At 42.8% G+C, this 15,885-nt stretch carries 13 protein-coding genes and 1 riboswitch; of the genes, 5 read left to right on the top strand and 8 right to left on the bottom strand.

Annotated features, from left to right (window positions below; all coding sequences use genetic code 11):
• The first annotated feature begins 27 nt into the window (after positions 1 to 27).
• Complete coding sequence (locus AC1D7X_RS06165; protein ID WP_495474855.1) at positions 28 to 945, top strand: diacylglycerol/lipid kinase family protein; 918 nt, start codon at positions 28 to 30, stop codon at positions 943 to 945.
• Positions 946 to 1,115: 170 nt separating this feature from the next.
• Here AC1D7X_RS06165 and AC1D7X_RS06160 read toward each other — a convergent pair whose 3' ends face one another.
• The 5 genes from AC1D7X_RS06160 to AC1D7X_RS06140 all read right to left on the bottom strand — a co-directional run bounded on the left by AC1D7X_RS06160 (position 1,116) and on the right by AC1D7X_RS06140 (position 5,387).
• Positions 1,116 to 2,456, bottom strand: coding sequence for a nucleobase:cation symporter-2 family protein (locus AC1D7X_RS06160; RefSeq protein ID WP_495474854.1), 1,341 nt, complete (start codon positions 2,454 to 2,456; stop codon positions 1,116 to 1,118).
• Positions 2,457 to 2,497: 41 nt separating this feature from the next.
• Positions 2,498 to 3,088 carry a xanthine phosphoribosyltransferase gene (locus AC1D7X_RS06155; RefSeq protein ID WP_495455910.1) on the bottom strand — a complete coding sequence of 197 codons (591 nt, stop codon included), beginning with the start codon at positions 3,086 to 3,088 and terminating at the stop codon, positions 2,498 to 2,500.
• A 159-nt stretch (positions 3,089 to 3,247) separates the two neighbouring features.
• A riboswitch (purine riboswitch) is annotated at positions 3,248 to 3,347 on the bottom strand.
• A gap of 78 nt (positions 3,348 to 3,425) precedes the next feature.
• Positions 3,426 to 3,713: a hypothetical protein gene (locus AC1D7X_RS06150; protein WP_495474853.1), complete on the bottom strand. Its 288-nt coding sequence runs from the start codon at positions 3,711 to 3,713 to the stop codon at positions 3,426 to 3,428.
• Between the two features lie 19 nt (positions 3,714 to 3,732).
• A complete protein-coding gene (locus AC1D7X_RS06145) occupies positions 3,733 to 4,602 on the bottom strand; it encodes a TrmB family transcriptional regulator (protein ID WP_495455908.1) in 870 nt (289 codons plus the stop codon).
• A 65-nt stretch (positions 4,603 to 4,667) separates the two neighbouring features.
• Entirely contained in the window at positions 4,668 to 5,387 is a 720-nt protein-coding gene (locus AC1D7X_RS06140; protein WP_495474852.1) for a zinc ribbon domain-containing protein, read from the bottom strand.
• 279 nt (positions 5,388 to 5,666) lie between these two features.
• Between AC1D7X_RS06140 and AC1D7X_RS06135 the strand changes: the two genes are divergently transcribed.
• The 3 genes from AC1D7X_RS06135 (at position 5,667) to AC1D7X_RS06125 (ending at position 9,216) form a co-directional block, all read left to right on the top strand.
• Positions 5,667 to 7,751 (top strand): ATP-dependent helicase, encoded by a 2,085-nt coding sequence (locus AC1D7X_RS06135; protein WP_495455906.1) that lies wholly within the window; start codon positions 5,667 to 5,669, stop codon positions 7,749 to 7,751.
• A gap of 174 nt (positions 7,752 to 7,925) precedes the next feature.
• The gene (locus AC1D7X_RS06130) at positions 7,926 to 8,276 is read left to right on the top strand and encodes a hypothetical protein (RefSeq protein ID WP_495455905.1); all 351 of its coding nucleotides are present in this window, start codon (positions 7,926 to 7,928) and stop codon (positions 8,274 to 8,276) included.
• Between the two features lie 223 nt (positions 8,277 to 8,499).
• Positions 8,500 to 9,216 (top strand): GTP pyrophosphokinase, encoded by a 717-nt coding sequence (locus AC1D7X_RS06125; RefSeq protein WP_495474896.1) that lies wholly within the window; start codon positions 8,500 to 8,502, stop codon positions 9,214 to 9,216.
• A 354-nt stretch (positions 9,217 to 9,570) separates the two neighbouring features.
• Here the strand turns inward: AC1D7X_RS06125 and AC1D7X_RS06120 are convergent, their stop codons facing one another.
• The 3 genes from AC1D7X_RS06120 to AC1D7X_RS06110 all read right to left on the bottom strand — a co-directional run bounded on the left by AC1D7X_RS06120 (position 9,571) and on the right by AC1D7X_RS06110 (position 14,370).
• Complete coding sequence (locus AC1D7X_RS06120) at positions 9,571 to 10,422, bottom strand: M15 family metallopeptidase (RefSeq protein ID WP_495455904.1); 852 nt, start codon at positions 10,420 to 10,422, stop codon at positions 9,571 to 9,573.
• Between the two features lie 75 nt (positions 10,423 to 10,497).
• Positions 10,498 to 11,220, bottom strand: a complete 723-nt coding sequence (locus tag AC1D7X_RS06115) for a hypothetical protein (RefSeq protein ID WP_495455903.1) — start codon at positions 11,218 to 11,220, stop codon at positions 10,498 to 10,500.
• A gap of 60 nt (positions 11,221 to 11,280) precedes the next feature.
• Positions 11,281 to 14,370 carry a DEAD/DEAH box helicase gene (locus tag AC1D7X_RS06110; protein ID WP_495474851.1) on the bottom strand — a complete coding sequence of 1,030 codons (3,090 nt, stop codon included), beginning with the start codon at positions 14,368 to 14,370 and terminating at the stop codon, positions 11,281 to 11,283.
• 518 nt (positions 14,371 to 14,888) lie between these two features.
• On the opposite strand from AC1D7X_RS06110, the gene AC1D7X_RS06105 reads away from it, so the two are divergent.
• On the top strand, positions 14,889 to 15,647 hold the full coding sequence (locus AC1D7X_RS06105; protein WP_495455901.1) for a TspO-related membrane protein: 759 nt from the start codon (positions 14,889 to 14,891) through the stop codon (positions 15,645 to 15,647).
• Positions 15,648 to 15,885 lie beyond the last annotated feature (238 nt).

Genomic DNA, 15,885 nt, shown 5'->3' with positions numbered 1-15,885 from the left:
AATGATCCATTACTTGGAGGAGAAGAAATGTATCTATTCGTTATAAATAAAAGGTCTGGTAATGGAAATGGGTTACGTACTTGGCTCAAGGTCCGCTCCATACTTCAATCAGATCAGATTGAATACCGCTATATTTTCACAGAGAACTCGGATCAAGCTGTAGACTTAATCTCAGAAATGTTGCAACAACCTGAGCCTTGGAGAGCCGTTGCCGTTATCGGTGGGGATGGTACCCTTCATAGTGTGTTACCTATTCTAAAAGAAACCGGAATACCCTTAGCGATCATCCCTGCTGGTTCGGGTAATGATACAGCCCGCAGCTTCGGCATTCCCTTTGACACGGTTGCTTCGTTAAACATTCTTCTTACAGGTCAATCTCAGGCCATTGATCTGATCTCAACCTCAGGAACCTTAACATTAACAGCGTTAGCCATTGGCTTTGATGCTCAAGTGGCAGCTAACGTCAATGATAGCTCCTATAAGAAGTGGTGTAATACACTTAGAGTAGGTAGAGTAGCTTATGTTATTGGTATTCTGCATACCCTGCTTACATTTAAACCTGGAAGGGTTAGCGTTACCTGTGACGACCATACCCTAACGTATGACTCGACATGGATGACAGCGATCTCGAATATGCCTTATTATGGCGGTGGGTTTAAGATTTCCCCTCAAGCCCATCCGAATGATGGAGAACTAGACATCTGTGTCGTTCATGGCTGCACGAGGTTACAGTTACTGCGTTTATTTCCTACAGTTCTTATTGGAAGACACGTCAACCTTCCATTCGTCACGATGCTACGGGGACGTCAAATTTCCATTAAAAGCGAGATGAAACAACTTGCCCTTGGTGATGGAGAAGATATGTCCAACCTTCCTCATCATTCTATCGTGTGTCCTGGCATGTTACAGATGATGGTTCCTCGTGCCAAATCGTTAACGAGTTGAATCAATCATAAACGGCTTCGTCGTCCTTTAGCGGGGAAGAAACGTTTAGCGTTGAAATATAAGCCTATTTATAGAAATACTTATATATTCTTATATTTGAACAAAAGGGGCTTACGCCAGAAGATCCATATAGATCTTCTGGCATAAGCCCCTTAAATATTTAGCCTGAGTTAAGGTTCGACAGATTGATTATCGTGCCGGACTGCACCTTTTAACCCGTTGAAAATAAGATTCATTGCAATAGCCGTTACGCTACCCGCAACAATACCATTATCTACGAGAATACGAGCCCCATTCGGTAATTGCGCAAATAAGTCTGGCACTACCGTAACTCCAAGACCCATACCGACTGAACATGCAATAATGAATAAGTTCTCATAACGATTCAGATCTACTTGCTCACCAAGCATACGAATACCAGATGATACCACCAGACCGAATAAAGCGACCATCGCCCCGCCTAGAACAGACGTAGGTACTAACTGCGTTAGCGCTGCAATCTTGGGCACAAACCCGATCACAACTAGAATGCCACCTGCCACGACGATAACATCACGCGTCTTAACGCGACTCATTTGTACGAGTCCTACATTTTGGGAATAAGTCGTATATGGAAAGGAATTAAATACTCCTCCTAGCACAATAGCTAGTCCCTCAGCACGATACCCACGAGTCAGATCCTTAGAAGTTAGATCTTTATCCACTATTTTACTTAGTGCCATAAAAACACCCGTAGATTCCGCGATACTCACAACAGCGACCAAGATCATCGTTAAGATAGCAGAAGGATGAAAGGTTGGTTTACCAAAGTAAAAGGGTTGAATCGAATGGAACCAACTCGCTTCTCTAAATGGTGTCAAATCAACTTGACCAAACATCGCTGCTACTAACGTCCCTACCACTAACCCAATAAGAACGGAGATCGATCTAAGGAACCCATTGGTGAAACGATTCATTAGAATAATAAATACCAGTACACCGAATCCAAGACCTAGATTTGTCAGACTTCCGAAGTCCTCCGCTCCTGATCCCCCACCAAGATCCGTTAAAGCCACTGGAATAAGCGTCACTCCAATGATCGTTACAACCGACCCCGTGACAACGGGTGGAAATATAGCAATTAACTTACCAAATAGACCTGCGAATAAGAGTACAAAGATACCTGATGCAATGATGGCGCCATATATCGCAGACACACCATACTGCAGTCCGATAGCAATCATTGGAGACACAGCTTGAAACGCACATCCTAACATGACCGGAAGTCCAATTCCGAAGAATCGATTTCCCCATACCTGCAACAATGTAGCCACACCACAAGCCAGCAAATCAATACAAATGAGATACGTTAATTGTTCTGTAGAAAGTCCCAGTTGTCCTGCTACGATAAGAGGAACAATAACTGCACCTGCATACATGGCAAGCACATGTTGAAGTCCTAGCGAGAATGTTTGTAATGGATTTCTATTTTTTTGAAAAATAGGTTCGTGACCTTGATCATGCTGTTGCATTTACTTGTGTTACCCCCCAGGAACGTAGTCAATCTTACCACTTAAGCTTGAATTTCCTCTTCTTCTACAAAGGTCACTTTCTCATCATCTAACGCAGCAACACGTACAAGCGATTCTACACGATAGCCTGCATCAAGCAATAATTGACGTCCGGGTTGGAAAGATTTCTCGATAACAATCCCGATTCCCACAACCTCAGCCCCTGCCTGTTCAACGATCCGAGCTAGTCCAAATGCTGCTTCCCCATTAGCTAGAAAATCATCAATGATCAATACACGATCCGTTGGTTGTATGAATTTCTTAGCTACAGTAATCTCATTGGTTTCTTTTTTGGTGAAAGAATATACCTTCTCTACATAAATATCGTGTTTCAGCGTTAATGACTTCTGTTTACGAGCAAAAATCATAGGCACATTCAATTCAAGCGCCGTCATAATCCCTGGTGCAATGCCGGATGATTCAATCGTCAACACCTTCGTAATGGCCTGATCTTCAAATCGACGAGTAAACTCCTTACCCACTTCCTTCATCAATACTGGATCCATTTGGTGATTCAAGAAGGAATCCACCTTTAATACTTGATTACTCAGGACGATGCCTTCGTCTATGACTTTTTTTCTCAATAATTGCATCTTATATCCCCCTTAGTTAGTTTACCTGTCCTTATACCATTACAAAAAAAGCCCTTCGTCACCGCTAACTTTAAGCGAGAATCGAGGGCTTTAGATTAACAAATATACCATGCTACGCTATGATTCACAGTCAAATAAACCGATCACAAAGATGGAATGGATATTATAGTGTTAACCCGTAGTCCAATCATTCCGGTGATCGGGTAGAGACATGCAGGCCTATTCCTGCACCTATACGAGAGCAATATAATCATAATCATATAAAATGTAACTTGAGAAAGTATACCTCATTACATAGCATAAAATAAAGAGGAAAATGCTAGGGTGACTCTCCCGCCTATAAGAAATTGCTTAAAATAGACTTAAGTTCTCTATCTTCCGTGTACTTATCTTCACCCATGTCCAGTTCAGTAATTCTGATAGATAGGTAATCTGCAGCTGGATCAATTGGCTTAAATACTAAATCGTCAGGTTTGGACACCATGACCATGTAACCCATGTCCTTAAACATTTCTAGAAGTTGTTCATTACCTGGCTGTTTTTTCTCATCAAGAAAGATTAACCCTCTTAATTGCTTGACCTCTTCTTTATGTTTCACCTCAAAATGAACTAAACATTCTTTCATATCATTACTCCTCCTGTTCCTATAGTGATTCATTATTTTCTGACTTATCCGATTGTTGCAATGTACTGTCTATATCCTTATTCTCCATGCTCGTATCTGCACCCACGTACTTATTGAGGATCTGCTCATAATGGGGGCCATAACGATCTGTTAGTACGTTGCCCATATCATTCTCCATTTCATACAAGACCATTTCTTGTGTGAAATGGCTAAGCAGTAGCTCGGTCATGACTGGATGTGCCGTTACCATGGCAACCGTTGAACAATGATCTCCACGTACACCCAGCATGCACCAGCTTCGATCGATAACAAATGAGAATTTACGACCTTCTGTTGCAGATGTTTCCTTGAAAGAGGAATCCCACCCTGGCCATAACATGTGCCGACTTAGTGAGGTTTCTCCTCCATCTGTTGACCAGAGTAGCTTCACTCCTCTACCTTCAGCACGTTCTAGTTCATTTCGTAATAGTGCCGCTTCCTCATGCCACACATCAATGACAATTTCGCGCTCTGCACGCTCCAATTCTTTCGCAAGTGCCGTTAGAACATGGTTATCTCCTTCGACAGAATAGAAAGGTGGATGATCTGATTCTGATCTGGGCATTTGACTCTCAACGAATGATAGCGATTCGCGCATCTGACCTGAGATCATGTGCGTTAACTCTTCAGTCTTTAGCATATTGTAACGTACAGGCTCTCCATGACTACTATGTAGAAAACCCTGTTGGGTTAACCGTTGCAACGTCGTATATACATTGGAACGCGATACGCCCAACCTTTTGGCTACCTCATAGCCCGATGAAGGGCCACTTCCAGCCAATTCAACCATCACTTTGGCTTCCATCTCCGTAAATCCTAGATTCCGAAGGTGATGTAACAACTGTTCCATTCTTCTGTCCTCCCAAGTTGCATGAACGTGTTCCACTTCTGAACCCATTAGTTAACCTATGATTATTAAATCTGTTCTGCACCACACCGAGGGCACCATTTAGAGCCTGCTTGTAGGTCAACCGCACAAATCTGACATTTAAACGCATCTGTAGAGGACTCTTCCTCTTCTTCCATACTAATTTCGGTATGTGTACTATCCTTCCAGTATCGGATACGACGGTCAAGTTCCAATTGTCTCTCACGCTCTCGTTCTAAATCTGCGGCTTGTTTGCGCTCTCTCTCTGAATCCATTGGCTCATCATCCATAGTGTCTACAGATTCTTCTTCATTAACCGAATCGTTGTACACAGGATTAAGTATCTCCAAATCTTCAGGCGGTATAGTCTTCTTCTCTGTGAAGGCTACCTTTCCCTTTCGTTGCTCCGGCTCACCTTCTGACATTTTTGTGCCACAATGAGGACAGAAATTAACATCCAATGTCACTACATGGCCACATTGGCACAGTATCTCATTTTTCAACTCTGCAATACGTCCACGAAGTCCAGCTATTTCTCCACTCAGGTTATCACAGGCCTTCGACAACTTCACCATCTCTGTCTCAGCAACTCTCATATCCTCTAATTGATATCCTTCATAGAATACTTTTCCCATATCTAAGAAATGAATATCCATCTCCTGTTCAATCTCCGTAATTTGTGCCTTTATTTTGTTCACTTCTACCATATTCTGAGCCTTACCCGTAGCGCGGTTCGCCCCATTCTTGATACGTTGTATAATATTCATAAATATCATTTCTCCTCCTCGTTAATTACAATACTTTCCGATTTCATTCCTATAATATCCCTATGATAGTAAGCAGGGATTATACTCACGGCTGTTGGAAAAAGGAATTGTTGTCTTCACCCTTGTCATTAGCGTTATAATATTAGTTACGAGTTGTTTAACTACTTACATTTGAACTAACCATATGTCTTAATATATTGTATCTTACTCTATCATACCAAATTTATAGAGGGATTGTGAAAGGGGATATCCCAAACAATTCCGAAAGGTAGGCCGAAATTGCACCAATCTACTACTAGATTTCAAACACATCCGAGCAGTATACCTATAATTACACCATTGCCACAGACTGCATCCGCTCCTACAACAACAAGTAAAGATCTCGTTCACTCGTCCATGGAAGATGCTTTTTACTTCCGTGCGCTTGAGGAAGAAGGCATTCTCCTAAATGGTCCGCAAATTGATGCCGTGCGGCACGGACAGGGTCCTTTACTCACACTTGCTGGAGCTGGCTGTGGGAAGACTACCGTTCTAGCAGCACGTACAGGCTATCTGATCGCCGTTCGAGGGATACCTGCATCTCAGATCCTATTAGTCACTTTCACTAGTAAAGCCGCTTCAGAGATTAAAGGACGGATTGCTCGTATTCCTTGCATTACATCTAGTGCAGCACGTACGGTTCAAGCGCGAACATTTCATTCATTCGGTCTAGCTCTATTACGTCAAGCTGGACAACATGAGCAAATTCTCAGTGATTATACAACTCGACATACGATCATGAAGATTATATTACGTCGGTTAAAGGCAGGTGAAACTTATCAACCTGAGACTCTCTTAGCCGCGTTATCCTCTTGGAAAATGAGCGGCGCTTGGCCATCTGATCTTCCATCCAACACCGAAGATGAAAGAAAGATCAAGAACATACTACTCACCTATGAGGAGTGGAAACAAGGACGCAACCAATGGGATTTCGATGATATTTTGTTACACACGTCTGAATTATTAAACAACTCTCATCGGTTGACGCAATTGCAATCGCGATTCACCTATATGATGGTCGATGAATTTCAAGATACCAATACAGTACAATACAACATGGTGCAGAAGTTATCTGAGGGACACCGCAACCTAATGGTTGTTGGAGATGATGATCAGACCATATACTCCTTTAACGGTGCACGTCAAGATTCCATTCTCGATTTCGATAAAGTCTATCCCGACGCCACGGTCATTTCGCTTCCCATTAACTATCGTAGTGATAGTCGCATTCTCGGTCTAGGTACAGCACTTATTACCCATAATGAATTCCGACGACCGAAACAACTTGTAGCTGCAGGATCTGTAGGGTTATCCCCCCACTACGCGTCGCCTGCTAATGTGGAGGAAGAAGCTGCTTTTGTAGCAGATCACATGGAAGAGCAAATACGACTTGGAGAAGTAGCCTACTCAGACATAGCTATCCTCCACCGTACAGCAGGTAGTAGCCGCGCCATGTTAGAACAACTGTTACTTCGTGGAATTCCTTTTGTCCAATATGGGAATAATACCGTATTCTATGATCAGAATCTGATCAAAACATTGATGGATCACCTAAGACTATCTTTAAATCCACGATGTAAAGAGGCCTATCAAAGCGCCCTTGGCCCACTCTATATTCCTCGTGAAGAGGGCATGAGTTATCTCACGGAACAAGAGCAGAGACAACCGAAGAAGTATCCTCTTATTCACCTATCGCGTTGGGATCGTCTTAAGCCCTTCCAACAAGATGCAGTCAAAGAAAGAATTCGATTAATTAAGAAACTTACGTCACTGAAGCCTGTGTATGCTATACAGGAGATGCGTAGACTGTTTTATGATAAGTATTTAGAAGCGGGAGATCCCTTGCTCCATACCCAATATAAAGAAACCATGACAGATGGTCTGGACGAACTTGAGAGTGCTGCTGCACGCTTTGATACCGTTGAGCAATTCATTGCTCATGCAGATGAATTAACATTAAGGCATCAACAAATGGAAGCTCTGCGTGACAGTGGTGGTGACACCGCTGTACAGCTAATGACCATTCATCGAGCCAAAGGAATGGAATTCCGCCAAGTTTATTGGATAGGCGCAAGCGAAGGAATTCTCCCGCATAGTACCGCATTAAAGGAACAAGTAACGCAAGAGATGAAGGCTACTCACCCACAGATGCTTGAATCGAAACTTGCTAAAGCAGCGCTTGAGGAAGAACGCCGACTAGCATACGTGGCCGTGACTCGTGCCAAAGAACGCCTGTATATTACATCACCCTTACATTACCATGGCAAAGCTGCCGAACCCTCACGTTTCTTGTTAGAGGCATTCGGTGTACTTCGTGCCAAGTAAACAAATATGCCTTCTATACGGTCTTATGAACTCATATATCACTACTTAGCTCTTGTTCAACATATGACGCGCTTGGTAGACGCTGTTTCAAATAGGCCGTGCATGTGTAAGACACAGTAAACCCATTCATAACGTTGTATTGTACAGCAGTATAGAATGAAGGAGGCTGTGTTTATGGAAACTTCCACTAAAACTTATTATGTATCTGTCCATCATCAGTTAATTCAGGATATTCCTAACGATTCCACAGAATTCACTGTGTTAATGAACAATGAAGAATTGGCACTACTACGCAATCAAATGAGTGAATTAGCTAAGGATGATGAATATTCCTTCAGACGTGCTTTCGTGCCCTATAAGTCAGCTGATCACGACGAGGCAACCCAACAGTTTGACGATAAAATATTAGAGGTCTATAAAGCCATTTATCGATATGGTGATCAGGTAACCAAGCAAACCATCACGGAGATGAATATACTGCCTAAGCTGAAGAATACGAATTATCACGATAAAGGATATGAATAATCTCCTTTTAACAAATAAAATGGATGTATCCAAATGAGGTTGAACATGTCCTATTTAAGGATGGCTCAGCCTTTTTTGGCTATAACTTTGCAGGAAATTCAGAGGATGATTTCTCTTTGTTTTTTTGCTAATCCCCTTCTTTTTCAGTTAAAATAGAATCATCACCATATTTTGAAGTATAGGAGAAGACCTATTGAAAGAACATGAAGGTAGTCAACTTGTGATGCGTCAGATCCATCTACAGGATATTGAAACAAGGGAATTAGACAACGAACTATTCCTCCAACTCGATGAATGGAACAAACTTCCTACGTTATATCAACTGGCTCTAGAAGAGCTACAGAATAAGATTAAGGTCATCAAGACAGAGCTGAAACAACTAGATGGTTACAGTCCTATTGAACATATTAAAGTGCGAATTAAAGAACCTAAGAGTATTCTTGAGAAAATGAAACGTAAGGGCTGTGACCTCACAGTTGATAATATGCTTAACTTAATCCATGACATTGCTGGTATGAGAATTGTATGCGCCTTCGTCAAAGATATTTATCTCCTTCTGGAGCACTTCAAACAACGTAGTGACATTCGTGTTCTAGAGGTCAAGGATTATATAGAACATCCGAAACCTAATGGTTATCAGAGTCTTCATATCATTCTAGCCGTGCCTCTCGTCCTATTAGAAGGAACCCGTTGGATGAAAGTAGAGATTCAGATGCGCACCTTGGCCATGGATTTCTGGGCAAGCATGGAACATATCTTATTCTATAAGTATGACAAACAGGTACCTGAGCAGGTACACGTCGAGTTGAAAGAGGCTTCTGAGGCTGCCTATGCACTAGATCAGAAGATGCTTAGAATCCAGCAAGAGATTCTGTCAGATAAGAACAATCGGAGGTCCAAAGATATCATTCCTGTAGATAAACATTCTGACTTAACCTAACACGCATTATCTGTAAATAGTAGCAGCCATAAGTCATGAAAATGGCTAGGGGCACCCCATTTTTCTGAGAGAACGCTCCGCGAACGGATCATTTCTCCAATCGCTGTGGTCTCCAAATTTCTGAATTGAAACGACTCAGCGGTTGAAATTCGGAGACCAAGGCGACCGCTACGCTTTTACGAAATGATTCCGTCCACTGCGCTAATTTATGTGGACCAAAGACGCCAAATAGCAGGTCAAGGACTACTACCTGCTATCTTTGTGTATCAGTATTTTTTTTAACAGTCGGCAACCTTATCAAAAGATTAATCTCTTTTGGGACAACCCCTTATTGAATATATGAATGGCTATTACTTAAAGTTTAATAAATGCATCATCGAAGTATTCTTCGATCGTTAATTCACTAGCGGCTAAATCAGGAGCTATATCTGTACCTACATATCGAATATGCCATGGTTCATATGCATAGCCTGTTTTCGCTTCATCACCTTCAGGATACCGGATCACGAATCCATACTCCGGAGCATGTTCTGCTAACCATTTGCCTTCTGAGGAGTCGCCAAAGTTCTCTTCTAACCCATTGCCAACACTTGGACTCGACACATCAATAGAAAGACCCGTCTGATGTTCGCTATTTCCAGGAATGGAAACAAGACGAGAGGCTTCTTCCTCTCCACTCTTACGAACCTTAGTATCATAAATAACCTTTTGTCGAGCATAAGAACGGTATCCCGATACAGCACGTAACTCAACACCCTCTGAATCTGCTCCAGCAAACAATTTCTCTAAAGCCTCAGCAGCTTCTTTACGCATAAATCGCTTCTCATTTGGTTCGTCAAAAGAGAAGGTAACATTCGGCTCTACCAAATCCTTCGGTTCATATCCTTCAGGCAGGGCCCGTTGTTTGTTCACGATAACCGTCATAGCTTCCGGATTCGTTACGACAGATTTCCCATCTGCCTCTTGAATCGTTGCCTGAAGCGAACTCTCACTTCGTAAGGCCATAACCGGGTCAGAGACTTGTCCCTCTGTAACTTCCTTTGAATCTCCCTGACCAGCCGGAGAAGCCTGGAGTGCTTGTCCTTCTTGTTGGGCGGATCCTCCTGTATCGGATTCGCATCCCGTTAGAAGTAGAATACCTGAAAGTATGAGCACCGGACCCAAAACGCGTATTCGACGTCTCTTTCTCCATGTCTGTATTTTCATTGATGATTCTCCTTTGATATCTTCTTGTCCTGTATATCATACATCACATGAACTTAATTCACACGTACTCTATTGTTATTTCTCCATTTGGCGACGGTGTTTTTCAGCTATGTCTGATGTCTTTTTCAAGATCATTCGAAGTGCCTTTTGGACGCCAGGAGACCCTGGCAACACGGAATTCCAGTCATCTGGATGAAGCTCAGAATCCTCAGGTGGGTTTAGATTTAACGTCACATCACGAAAGAGAGGACCCGGCTCATGCATGCGCCCTTGCTCAGCAGCCTCTGCTAACCATTCTCCTGGAGAAGGCCCACTCTTCCCCTTTTCCTCCATGAGGGATGCCTCCACTGCAGCAGTTTCCTTCGCATCCTGGAACGTTAACGATGACCAAGCACCAAACACACTAGACAGTAGCTCCTGACGTGGTAACCCCATTAAGCATAATCTCATGATTGGGTCCGTTAACAACTGTTGCCCAGCGTATTCACGCATGAACAATCCCTCTTCGCAGTTAGTTACACCACAAGTACAAGTCGTATCCTTCATCAATGTATCTGCTATTGAAGGCAGTATTCCGTTAAGCCATGAAGGAGTAATCCCTTTTATAAGATCATATAGATCATTAGGAGAATGCTGTAATTCAGCAAAGATCTCCTCTCGAATGAGGGGTGAACACAACGCTGTCGATATGTTCACCTCATGTGTGCTAGCTCCCTCTGATTCATCTTGTGCGTTAGCGATTGTCCCTTTCAACAAGCCTGGACGGGCATCTAGTACGACCTCTGCTATATCTGTCAAACCTATCCCCTCCTGCCGTTAATCACATTGTAGAGTAACTCTTCTTTAACTTGATCAGAGTTACATCCAGTCCTCACCCTGTAGAGCAATGAGATCCTTCAGATCTGAATCTGACATCTCTGTTAACCATGTCTCACCTGAACCTACCACTTGTTCAGAAAGAGCCTTCTTATTCTCAATAAGTTCATCAATCCGTTCTTCCAAAGTCCCCTGACAGATCAGCTTATGAACTTGCACATTCTTATGTTGTCCAATACGGAATACACGGTCTGTCGCTTGATTCTCTACCGCGGGATTCCACCAACGGTCATAATGAAGTACGTGGTTGGCGCGTGTCAGGTTAAGCCCTACGCCCCCTGCCTTCAACGAAAGCACGAAGAACGCAGGTCCTTCATCCTCTTGGAAAGCACGGACCATCTCATCTCGTTCTTGTTTCGGTACACCTCCGTGAAGAAATGAAGGTGCCTTACCATATCTTGCTGCTAGACGAGAAACAAGCAATTGTCCCATGGCAACATATTGAGTGAAGATTAGCGCAGATTCACCAATCTCTTCGATACTGTCAAGCAACTCGAGTAGACGCTCCATTTTACCGGAAGCCTCCTGTTTGGTTACCCGACTCTCCTCTCTACCGAGAAGTTGTGGATGATCGCAGATTTGTTTCAACTTCGTAAGCGAAGATAACACTAAGCCTTTTCTAGCTATTCCTGTCTGCTGCTCAATCTGCACTAACATTTGATCAACGACCGCTTGATACATCGCTCCCTGAACATCTGTTAACGTACAGTAAGATTTAAGTTCAATCTTCTCAGGTAGATCCTTCGCAATATCCGGATCACTCTTGAGACGACGCAACATAAATGGTGCAACCAGTTTATGAAGTTCCTGTAAGTGTCCCTGCTCATCATCCCCCGTGTACCGATGCCGGAAGGACGACGATGTTCCTAGATAGCCAGGGTTTAAGAATTGAAAGATAGACCACAATTCACCCAATCGATTCTCCACAGGTGTACCCGTCATCGCAATCCGATGAGGAGCTGCCAATTTCATCACACTTTGAGCCTGCTTCGTCCGATAATTCTTAATGTACTGCGCTTCATCCAATACAATAGTTGACCACGATACCCGTGCCAAATCGCCGCCGTCTCTACCGCATAAATGATATGTTGTCAGAATAACATCATGTTCTCCAGCCTCCCGAAGGAATTCATCTCCATGAAGCCGTCGATTTCCATGATGAATATAGATAGACAAATCCGGTGCGAAACGTTGTAACTCCCGCTGCCAGTTCCCAAGTAATGATGTAGGACAAACAATCAATACGGGATGCGTATGCTCAGCTATACGTTCTAGAAGGCAAGTAATGACCTGAACAGTCTTTCCTAATCCCATATCATCCGCTAGACATACTCCGAACCCTAGATCTCTCATCGCTGCTAGCCATTGGTATCCGCGCTCCTGATAAGGCCGTAAGACACCATGTAGTGACTCAGGTATGGGACGAACAGGTACACGGCGTGAACTGTTACTTTCTAGAAGAGAAGATAACATCCCCACTGTTTCCATACCCATGACGTTAAGACCCTTCCACATCCGATCATCGCCATCTTCAGCTGTGAGGTGCATCCAATCGGATATTTCCATCTGGCCTTTCTCATGTTTCTTAATATATCGCATAACTTGACGAATTTCTTTCAGATCCACTTCAATCCATTCGCCACGGAATTCTGCATAAGGAACATCAGACTCTGCTAATCTAGCCATTTCCTCAAGGGTAAGCGTTATTCCACCTAATGCAGCCTCTACTTCAAAAGAGACTAAATGCTCCATTCCTAATGAAACAGGAAGCCCTTCTCTGCTCTCCATCTCAGGCTGTACCATTTTGAGAGATAATCCTACACGACGACGTTCCCGGCTCCAACGTGAGGGTAGCTGAACAGTAACCCCTGCTGCAGTTAGTAACGGAACAGATTCCCGAACGAACACAAACAATTGTTCTGGCGTAAGTTCCATTCCGATTGGCGCTTGAACATGCAAGGCATTACGAATTTCGTCAGACACCAACGCGGCATCCCCAAGGGCCATGAGTAGTTGTTCCTGAACAGCTTCGTAATGTCTCCCACGAACTTCTAGATCTTTCTCTTTTCTACCCCAAATAAAACTTGAAGGTAGCCAAGTCCCGTAATCATCTTGAATCTCTGCCCAAAAGGAGACATACCATCGTTGCTCTTCCTCAATACTTCTAGGCTCCATCCGTAATCCTAAATTTAGACGCCCCGTCTGTCGAGATTGCTCTTCTTCATTTCCGATCGCAGGAATGGAGGTTCCTCCAATTCTTGCAACAGTACTCGTTAATTCTTCGATTTCATCAGGTGATCCCTGCACGGATATATCGCGACTTACCGTCAATAATCCATCCCACCATAATTCAGACAGCGGTGAATGGCCTCTGCGATAATTAGCCATATATCTTGTAAGTTTAGCTTCTAATCCTTGTACCACATCTTTAACCTCAATATGAATGATGGCACTAAGGAAGGAATGCAACACAGCAGCACCAGCTTCTTCTTTGGTTTCCGATCCCCCGAAAGCAGGCACACCAAATGCAAGTGGTGGCATCGAAGCAGCGAGTTGTAAGAAGATCTCTGCATCATGTTTATCCTTAAATTTAGGTTTCCATCGGGCCGTCACGACCTGTTCACCCGTCCGTCTGCGTGTGCCTGTTGTAACGAGTGGGGCTGTACCAGGGGCAATCCGACCATGAAGCATCAGATCCAGTGCGAACCGGGCTACTTTCACCCAGTAGCCCATTTCTGCGCCTGGTTGTATTCCCTGTGCCAAACAAGTTTCATCATCCCATGCAAGAAGCATAAAGAATGCATCCCGTGGAGAAAGAGCAAGACCCTCTAAAGTCCTACCCATTAACTGACGTCTTTCTCCCCGTTTATTGCTTGCTTTGGGGTTCGAATTCGAAGAAGGGTATCGGAGTTCTGCTAGGCGAAGTATTGCATTCGCAAATGGACGCGCTCCACCCTTCCATTCAAACTGTTTAACTACACGGCTCCAAGCATCTACTCTAGGTTCAGATACCTCACCGGAAAAACAAAAAAACACATCGCCTAGCCATACGCCATATAGCGGTTGATTCATCGTTGTCTCCTGTCGTTTCACTGCTCACATATTTTAATTACATCTTATACGAAAAAGGGAATATTTAAAAACTACTTCAAATTAGAACTAAGCAAATTATTCCCTTTTTCTTAAGATCTAATTACAATAATGCTACTTTTTATAAAAGAAATTCGTACGAGTTAAACTGACACTTACTTAGCGTTTTAAAAGTGTAAAAAAAAACACCCAAGTTTACTATCACAAAGGTGGATTTGTGGACTTTAGGTTCAAAACTGGAAATTAGCTATTTCAATTATGATTGTAATATAACCCCATTTACCACTGTTTATCATACCATACGCAAAGAAGCATTAACAACCGAACTTCGTTTCCTGCAGAAAATCTGTAACAAATGTTCCTCTATTTCATCTGTAAATATATATTTATATAATTTAGACAAGTTGAGTCTTATTATCCCTATTTAGGGTATATCTTAGAAGTAAGCAACGATACTACATATAACAATCCGTTGTTTATTAACAAGGAGGTTTATATTTATGCTCAAAAGAAATCCTTATAAGTGGTGGAACCTGATTGCATTTCTTGCCATGATTGTAATCAATGTTCTAGCTAACACCTCACTGCTGGGGGGCAAAACAACTGGCGAAATCTCAGATATGTATCCAACTTATATAACACCTGCTGGATACGCCTTTGCCATCTGGTCCGTCATTTATATCCTTTTAGCAGGATTCATTTATTATCAGTTCAGAAAAAATAATGAAAGCCGGGATTCGGTAAGGACCGTTGGTATATGGTTCATCATCAGTTGCATTCTTAATATCGTGTGGATTCTATTATGGCAGTATCTCTATATTGAACTATCCGTGATAGTCATGATACTCCTATTAATGACCCTTGGTGTCATATATCAACGCACACGGGGTATAGCTCATCCTACAAAAGGTGAATTCTGGTTCATTAAGTTGCCCTTCAGCCTATATTTAGGATGGATCAGTGTTGCAACGATATTAAATATTGCAATTTCTCTCACGAAACATAATTGGGGAGGATTCGGTCTAGACGATGTGACCTGGGCCATTATCATGTTATGTGTTGGAGGCATAATTGCTATACTCGTAAGCTATCCCTACCGTGACAGTGCTTTTCCTTTGGTCTTTGTATGGGCATATATCGCTATCGCGGTGAAACAACAAGATGTCGAATCCGTATTCCTCGCTGCATGTATTCTTGCTGGCATCCTGTTCTTGTATGCGATCTGGTTGTTCTTTATACGTAATCGGGATCGTGATTAGGGAAGATCGGGTTGTGCGATTACACCGCTGTTGACATCGTATTCTCTTAATTAGACTAAAGTGGTTAGAATATGATCTCAAAGGCGGCCGCTCCGCTTTCCATCCCACAACCCTCTCTTCTTGCACGAGAACAACATCAACAGAACAACACCAACGGAACAACATCAACATCAAGGAACAACATCAACAGATATATTTGGCCGTTTCACTTGGCCATCATTAAATGCACAAAAAAAAG

This window comes from Paenibacillus sp. Y568 (assembly GCF_059445545.1).
The sequence above is the reverse complement of the archived record's forward strand: the minus strand, read 5'-3'. Positions and strand labels throughout refer to the sequence as shown.

Coding starts and splice junctions, on each gene's coding strand:
- AC1D7X_RS06120 (WP_495455904.1), bottom strand. CDS start 10,422: ATGAAAATACAGACATGGAGAAAGAGACGTCGAATACGCGTTTTGGGT.
- AC1D7X_RS06110 (WP_495474851.1), bottom strand. CDS start 14,370: ATGAATCAACCGCTATATGGCGTATGGCTAGGCGATGTGTTTTTTTGT.
- AC1D7X_RS06155 (WP_495455910.1), bottom strand. CDS start 3,088: ATGCAATTATTGAGAAAAAAAGTCATAGACGAAGGCATCGTCCTGAGT.
- AC1D7X_RS06130 (WP_495455905.1), top strand. CDS start 7,926: ATGGAAACTTCCACTAAAACTTATTATGTATCTGTCCATCATCAGTTA.
- AC1D7X_RS06165 (WP_495474855.1), top strand. CDS start 28: ATGTATCTATTCGTTATAAATAAAAGGTCTGGTAATGGAAATGGGTTA.
- AC1D7X_RS06160 (WP_495474854.1), bottom strand. CDS start 2,456: ATGCAACAGCATGATCAAGGTCACGAACCTATTTTTCAAAAAAATAGA.
- AC1D7X_RS06105 (WP_495455901.1), top strand. CDS start 14,889: ATGCTCAAAAGAAATCCTTATAAGTGGTGGAACCTGATTGCATTTCTT.
- AC1D7X_RS06125 (WP_495474896.1), top strand. CDS start 8,500: ATGCGTCAGATCCATCTACAGGATATTGAAACAAGGGAATTAGACAAC.
- AC1D7X_RS06150 (WP_495474853.1), bottom strand. CDS start 3,713: ATGAAAGAATGTTTAGTTCATTTTGAGGTGAAACATAAAGAAGAGGTC.
- AC1D7X_RS06140 (WP_495474852.1), bottom strand. CDS start 5,387: ATGAATATTATACAACGTATCAAGAATGGGGCGAACCGCGCTACGGGT.
- AC1D7X_RS06145 (WP_495455908.1), bottom strand. CDS start 4,602: ATGGAACAGTTGTTACATCACCTTCGGAATCTAGGATTTACGGAGATG.